The 6811-nt window shown below is 38.6% G+C and carries 8 protein-coding genes and 1 pseudogene; 8 read left to right on the top strand and 1 reads right to left on the bottom strand.

The genetic code is table 11. The features are described 5' to 3' along the window. The 8 genes and pseudogenes from G625_RS0114195 to G625_RS0114160 all read left to right on the top strand — a co-directional run. Nucleotides 1–219 (top strand): annotated as a pseudogene (locus G625_RS0114195) (IS110 family transposase); the annotation flags it as partial. 406 nt (nucleotides 220–625) lie between these two features. Continuing rightward, entirely contained in the window at nucleotides 626–1846 is a 1221-nt protein-coding gene (locus tag G625_RS0114190) for a reverse transcriptase/maturase family protein (protein WP_029201627.1), read from the top strand. A 24-nt stretch (nucleotides 1847–1870) separates the two neighbouring features. Continuing rightward, nucleotides 1871–3004: a macro domain-containing protein gene (locus tag G625_RS0114185; RefSeq protein ID WP_029201626.1), complete on the top strand. Its 1134-nt coding sequence runs from the start codon at nucleotides 1871–1873 to the stop codon at nucleotides 3002–3004. A 130-nt stretch (nucleotides 3005–3134) separates the two neighbouring features. After that, nucleotides 3135–3812, top strand: coding sequence for a vWA domain-containing protein (locus G625_RS0114180; protein WP_029201625.1), 678 nt, complete (start codon nucleotides 3135–3137; stop codon nucleotides 3810–3812). 13 nt (nucleotides 3813–3825) lie between these two features. Continuing rightward, nucleotides 3826–4617: an ADP-ribosylglycohydrolase family protein gene (locus tag G625_RS0114175; RefSeq protein WP_029201624.1), complete on the top strand. Its 792-nt coding sequence runs from the start codon at nucleotides 3826–3828 to the stop codon at nucleotides 4615–4617. Between the two features lie 303 nt (nucleotides 4618–4920). After that, nucleotides 4921–5298, top strand: a complete 378-nt coding sequence (locus tag G625_RS0114170) for a helix-turn-helix domain-containing protein (RefSeq protein WP_029201623.1) — start codon at nucleotides 4921–4923, stop codon at nucleotides 5296–5298. Next, nucleotides 5283–6119 (top strand): ImmA/IrrE family metallo-endopeptidase, encoded by an 837-nt coding sequence (locus G625_RS0114165; protein WP_242826645.1) that lies wholly within the window; start codon nucleotides 5283–5285, stop codon nucleotides 6117–6119. The genes G625_RS0114170 and G625_RS0114165 overlap by 16 nt, the downstream gene beginning before the upstream one ends. A 12-nt stretch (nucleotides 6120–6131) precedes the next feature. Further along, the gene (locus G625_RS0114160; RefSeq protein WP_029201621.1) at nucleotides 6132–6419 is read left to right on the top strand and encodes a hypothetical protein; all 288 of its coding nucleotides are present in this window, start codon (nucleotides 6132–6134) and stop codon (nucleotides 6417–6419) included. Nucleotides 6420–6619: 200 nt separating this feature from the next. Here the strand turns inward: G625_RS0114160 and G625_RS0114155 are convergent. Beyond that, nucleotides 6620–6811: transposase (locus G625_RS0114155; protein WP_029200790.1), on the bottom strand; the 192-nt coding region annotated here is incomplete at its 5' end.

Below are 6811 nucleotides of genomic sequence, written 5' to 3'. Positions count from 1 at the left end.
CGTCGTGGTAAGAAACGTGCCATCATCGCAATCGCCAGGATGATCCTTACAGCTGCCTATCATATGTTATCTACGGGCGAAGTATGGAACCCAACCGATCTTTATAAAATTGATATGCCTGGAACCCTCAAGGAAAAGCAGAAAGAGAAGGCTATCAAACAAGCAATGAAGCTTTTGATTGCTGAGGGAATAATCAAGGAATCTAATATAGCTTCATAACATTAATCTCAATAATCTATTTTTTTAATAAAAGCTATTCTTTGGATAGCTTGTTTAAGTATGCTTGTTTTTTGGCTATCCTTTACTTTCTTTCACATTACTCAAAGCCGGCAGCCTTCAAATCTGCCGGTAACCCTCTGAAAACCGATGATCAGATAATATTCACTCTATCATCTTTATATAAACTTACGCGGTCGAAGTCTACAATTCTGCTTGACATGGGAATTCATAATTAAGTAACATTCTAATAAGGGAAAGAATACATTATGTTTCTGCAAAGGATGGAGCGAGCTTTGTTATGATAGGTTTGCAGATGCCTGAAGTTCGTGTAGTCTGGTCCATCGTTCCGATGTTAATTCATCATTCTTTCCTATAAGGCGCACTTTGATACGTGCGCTTTTTTGATATGGGTATATTAAACGAAATAATAAAAAAAGAGACTTGGATAGCTTTTTATGAATATAAAGAGGCTTCCAGGCATATTAGAAAAAGTGAACTGAAAATACTTAAAGAATTCATTGATACAGAGGAGTACTTATCTCTTACCAAAGATATTTTTAATGGTATAGAGCATTTTTCCTTGCCGAGAAAATGCTTTATAAATAAAAAGGGTACAAATCGTAAACGGGTAGTATATATTTATCCGTATGCCGAGAAGGCAATATTACAAATCATATGCTATTTACTTGGCCGTTATGATTCAAGGTTCTGTGACAACAGCTATGCTTTTCGTATGAATCGTAATGTAAAGGATGCTGCCGGGGATATCAGAAGGATTCCTGAAATTCATTGTAAATATACTGTGAAGATAGATATCCACGATTATTTCAATAGTATTCCGGATGATGCTTTATTAGATAAATTGAAAATTTTTTTATCCGAAGATCCGCCACTTATGGATTTTTTACTACGCTTATATGAACGTAAAGAAGTAATCCTGGATGATGAGATAATTACAGAAAACCATGGAGCGATGGCCGGAACACCATTATCCGGTTTCATGGCAAATGTATATCTTAATGATCTTGATAATTATTTTCTTTCTAAAGGAGTACATTACTTCAGGTATTCGGATGACATAATAATATTTGCTGATTCTGCGGAAGAAAGAAATAGTTTGTTATCGGATCTTTTACTCAGGATAAAGGAAGCTGGTTTAACAGTTAATTCAGAGAAGTATGTTTTAACAGACCCGGGGGAAGCATGGGATTATCTTGGATTTAGCTACATTGATGGAGCTTATGATCTATCAAGAGGCACCATCATGAAAACAAAACAGAAAATCCGAAGATACGCCCATTATCTGTATCGGAAACGCTCGATGAAAAAATTGTCTTATGAAGAGACTGCCGCCAGATTCTTAAAGAGGTTTAATAAGATCTTTTACGATGAAAGAGAAGATAATGAGTTCTGTTGGAAAAGATGGTATTTTACTTTTGTCACTTCAACAAAAGGATTCCGAATAATTGATGATTATATGCAGGAATATTTAAGATATCTGTATAGTGGCAGACATTATAAAGGGAACTATAAGATAACTTATGAAATGCTAAAAAAGATAGGTTATCGCAATCTTGTTAACGAGTATTATAAATATATTAAAGAAAGACGATATTCTATTCCCTGAGGATAACCGGCCGGAGGAGACAAAATGCCGTTTCAAATAATCAGAAATGATATAACCAAAGTAAAAGCAGATGCCATCGTAAACACTGCCAATCCCGATGTTGCAATCGGTGGCGGGGTGGATTCTGCGATATATACGGCTGCCGGGAAAGAACAGCTTCTCAATGAGCGGAGAAAGATAGGAGTCCTTGATCCCGGTGATGTTGCAATCACGCCGGCATTTGACCTGGATGCCAGATACATAATCCATGCAAGCAGTCCCTGGTGGAAAGGTGGCAATGAAGGTGAGGCTGAGCTTCTTAAAGCCTGTTACGATAAAGCTTTACAGCTTGCGGAGGAATATGACTGTAAATCTATAGCATTCCCGCTTCTTGCCACCGGAACGTATAAGTTCCCTCAGCGCCTTGCAATGGAGATCGCTGTTAATGCTTTCACCGGATTTCTGGAGAATCATGACATGGAGATCCTTCTTGTAGTGTTTGGGACGCAGAGCGTCAAGTTATCCGGTGAGCTGGTAGAGGAAGTCAAAAGCTATATAGATGATGATTATGTCGCTGATGCTCTGGCAAAGGAATATGATTACTGCGGTTCTGCGCCACGGGAATCCTTTGGGCAAAGCATGACTTTGGATGAAGCGTCATTTGATGAAGCTGAATCTGATGAAAATATCCCTGAAGAGGATTTACCGGCACCGGCTTCAGAAAGAAAAAATGCCATTCCGAAGGCTGGAAGATTACCCGCATTCAAAGCATTTTCAGGAAAAAGTGCTCCGGCATCAGGTTCATCCGGGATTCTTGATGACATGCTTAAAAGCATTTACAAGGAGTCCTTTGAAAAGCATCTTCAGAAAATCATAAATAAGAAAGGTCTCAAGAACTCTGAGGTCTATGCGGCTGCCAATATCTCCAAACAGTACTTTTCAAGGATCATGAAGGGTAAAGTTAATCCTTCAAAGAAAAAAGTTCTTGCACTTGCTGTTGGATTACGTCTCAATCTTGATGAAACTGTAGATTTCCTAAGAATTGCCGGATATGCATTATCGCCCATATCCCAAACCGATGCAGTAGTCAGGTACTTCATCGAAAATAAAGAATACAATGTGATTAAAATTGATATCGTGCTCTTTGATTACGGGCTGGATCCGCTTTCAAAAGACTGACTATCTTAAGGGTAAACTCCGGGTTTACCCTTTTTATATTGCAGCAATGTATCATTAGGATATCAGATAGAAAATGCCTCGCTGCAGAGGGGCAGAGATCAATATATAGCGATATGCAGGAGGTAACAGAATGAGTAAGGGTTATACAGAGATAGTTTATATTTTGGACAGAAGCGGATCTATGGGAGGACTTGAAGCCGATACCATCGGTGGGTTCAATGCCATGATGGAAAAGCAGAAGAAAACAGGTGAGAAAGCTCTCGTCTCCACTGTACTTTTCGACGACAGAAGTGAAGTGATACATGACAGAGTCCCGATTGACAAGATTGAGAAAATGACGGATAAACAGTACTACGTCAGGGGATGTACAGCACTCCTTGATGCAGTAGGTGGTGCAATCCACCACATCGGAAATGTACACAAGTACATAAGGCCGGAGGACAGACCTGATAATACTCTTGTTGTGATCACCACAGACGGAATGGAGAATGCAAGCTCCAGGTACTCTAGAGAACAGGTTGAAAATATGGTGAAACATCAACAGGAAAAATACGGTTGGGAATTTATTTTCATCGGAGCAAATATTGACGCCTACGAAGAAGCCCGGAAGTTTGGAATCAGCAAAGAAAGGGCAGTCAACTACGTATGTGATGAGCTTGGCACTTCAAATGTCTATGCTGGAATTTCCAGAGCTGTATGTTCCGTGATGAGGGCACATGGTTCTGCAAAGGCAAGCGAATGTCTTGAAGAGAGCAACTGGGCTGAAGAAATAAAAGTTGATTTCAGGAAACGCGGAAAAGTTCAGTAAAGGAGAAAATCCTATGGCAGTTAAAGGCGCAATACTTGGGGATATACTCGGTTCTCCATATGAATTTAAGAGAGTAAGAGATTATGACTGGAAGACCGTGCCCCTGACAGGAAACCCACCTGCAAGATTCACCGATGATACCGTAATGACACTTGCAATAAAGAAGGCAATTCTTGAAGGACGTGATCTTACTGAGACTATGGTTATGGTTGGCAGGAGGTACCCTGATTGCGGGTACGGCGGAAGCTTCCGAAACTGGATTAATGGAAATGACCACACACCCTATAGAAGTTATGGCAATGGATCTGCCATGAGAGTTGCCTTTGTTGGAGAGTACTTTGATGATTACAACGAAATGCAGTGGAAGGCTAAAGCTACTGCGGCTGTTTCTCATAATCACCCGGAAGGTATCAAGGGTGCAGTTGTCACCGCTACATGTATTTTTATGGCAAGGCATGGGAAGAGCAAGCAGGAAATTTACGACTATGTATTAAGTGAGTATCCACCTGAGAACTATGAATACAGCATTTTCTATAGTCTTGACGAGTTACGATCACGATACAGATGGAATGAAACCTGCCAAGGATCCGTTCCAGCAGCCATGAGATGCTTTTACGAAAGTACAGATTATGAGAGCTTTATGAGAAATGTCATTAGCCTTAATTGTGATACAGACACCTTCGGAGCTATTGCCGGAGGTGTTGCTGAAGAGTTCTATCATGGGTTCGGAGATCTGGATGCAGAAAGGATACTGGAAGAGTGTTTGGATGATTATCTGAATATGATCTTAAACAAGTGCTTTTGACAAAAAACTCACTAATACTCACTTAAGCCGTGGGTATTAGTGAGTTAAATTTTTGCTCCCTAACTCGTTATTTTTTTGAGTTAGGGAGCAAAAATTTTATAAACTGAACTGTTCCCCCGCGATAAAAATATACGCGAGAGAAGCTTCCTTGGAAGGCTTCTTTTGCGTAATTGTAGTAAATTATATAGTTACTATATTTTGTATAAAGTGTTATTTAGTAATGATTTTATTGACTTTATTGGCATAGGGAATTATACTATAGATACGAAGAGTTGCTATATAAATTCATAGGAGACAATGATTATGATTGATATGAATATGATGATTGCAAGCAATATACAAGCCCTGCTAAAAAAACAGAATAAAAAACAGACAGATCTTGCAGAAGCACTGGGAACAACTAAACAAACAGTAAACAAGATGCTGAATGGTGCGCGCATGATCAATGCTATTGAACTTAAATCAATATCTAAATATCTTGGTGTCAAGATGGAGGAGCTTACTAAGATATCTTCCGAGTACAAAGATACTGATATAGTTCATGCTTTTATGGGAAAAGTCCAGTCTGATGAGGCAAGACATGCCCTAAAAATCGCCGATGATCTTTCTGATATGATCCTCTTTCATAAAAGAGTCCGTGAAAATGGTACATCCATGATTGCTCCTTGGGGGGAAGAATAATGGGAAACGTATTAGAGGAAAGCTTGTTCAGCAAGCAACCTAAGCAATTTGAAAACATAAGTGCTTTGTCTAAATCATTTGCGGCTAATTATTGCGGAACCACAACTATTCGTGATTCTATATTTGGTATTGTAGAAAACTATGCCAGAAAAAGAGAATTACCTCTGGAAATACTCAGATATCCATTTAAGGATGATGAACTGTGGGCATTTACATTTGTAAAAAAAGGAACGATATTTCTTTGCGTTAATTCAGGACTGGCTCTTTGCAAACAGATCTTTGCGGTTGGTCATGAGTTATACCACATACACTATTACGCCGAAGATATTGATCCGGAAACCATAGCAAGTGGTTCACTTTTAGATTCAAAAACCGTGGATGGTATGGCTGTTTCACAGGAAGATCTTGAGGCAAATGCATTTGCCGGTTTGCTGTTGATGCCAGATAGTATACTTGATGAGCAAATCAAGCTCTATGGTATTACCGGAGATAAAATATCAGTTGATGATGTTTTGGTTTTGATGGAATTATTTGCGCTCCCATATAAAGCAGTTGTACTGAGACTTGTTGAAAACCATAACATTTCAAATACTAAAGCTAACGAATTACTTTCATGTAATTCATCCTTTATTTCAGAAAGAATAATGCTCACAGGTAAAGCTTTAGGATGGCAGCAGAACAGTAAAGACTTTCCTTATCTTGGGAGTCTTCTTGATAATATGGAATATAACAAAAAGCAGGAACTCCTTACCGAAAGTCGCGAAAACGCAGAATTTGCATACATAGATAAACTCAGAAAGGGCTTTCTATATGAAGGTTAGGGTGAGCATTTAATGAAAGAAAAATATGCTCTTCTTGACACTGACTTTATCTCAAAGACTCATACCTTGAGGAAAATCGAAAGAGAAACCAGACAACATTCAAAGTCCATGATGCTTCAAAGGAATTGCGTTATTGCAAGGTGCCTTGTGAGCAGGTTTTTGAAGAGATGTATTCTGGAAAATTTGAAGTATTACAGAATGGAAATCTACGATACAAGGATGAAACAAATTAAGTCAAAGCGCCGTTTCCTTGCTCAACGTCCTATTTTATTGAAATATAAAAGAAATGATGATATATAAATATAAAAAGATATAAATAAAAGAGCATAAATATAATCCTGAATTATTCACGGAGGTATAAGTTCACTCAATTTAGCCTCTGCGGATAATTTTAAAAACAACCTTAAAAGAATCAACAGTTATCTACCGAAAAAAGGGCGCAAAAATCCCGTAATCGTTGGAAAGAAATCCTTTTAAGCTGTCAAAGTTCCACTAAGTTGCTATTCCAACTCAACTTGAAGTTGCCTGATGTTTGAAAGTGTCTCAATGAACTCTTCCTGATATGGACAACTGCTACAGAGTTTGAATACCATGTATCTTGCTGATCGAACTACTTTTGCAGCTATTTTGATCAGCTTCATACGGATTGTATCTGCCTGAAGTTTTCTGAACTTCATTGGGAGTACAAGCCG

The organism is Oribacterium sp. NK2B42 (assembly GCF_000424445.1).
Classification (GTDB): Bacteria; Bacillota; Clostridia; order Lachnospirales; family Lachnospiraceae; genus Oribacterium.
This window is presented reverse-complemented; position numbering and strand designations above follow the sequence as displayed.

Bases quoted from the DNA above. Each gene is read 5' to 3' on its own strand.
- G625_RS0114190 (WP_029201627.1), top strand. From the start codon at position 626: ATGGGTATATTAAACGAAATAATAAAAAAAGAGACTTGGATAGCTTTT.
- G625_RS0114160 (WP_029201621.1), top strand. From the start codon at position 6,132: ATGAAAGAAAAATATGCTCTTCTTGACACTGACTTTATCTCAAAGACT.
- G625_RS0114175 (WP_029201624.1), top strand. From the start codon at position 3,826: ATGGCAGTTAAAGGCGCAATACTTGGGGATATACTCGGTTCTCCATAT.
- G625_RS0114180 (WP_029201625.1), top strand. From the start codon at position 3,135: ATGAGTAAGGGTTATACAGAGATAGTTTATATTTTGGACAGAAGCGGA.
- G625_RS0114170 (WP_029201623.1), top strand. From the start codon at position 4,921: ATGATTGATATGAATATGATGATTGCAAGCAATATACAAGCCCTGCTA.
- G625_RS0114185 (WP_029201626.1), top strand. From the start codon at position 1,871: ATGCCGTTTCAAATAATCAGAAATGATATAACCAAAGTAAAAGCAGAT.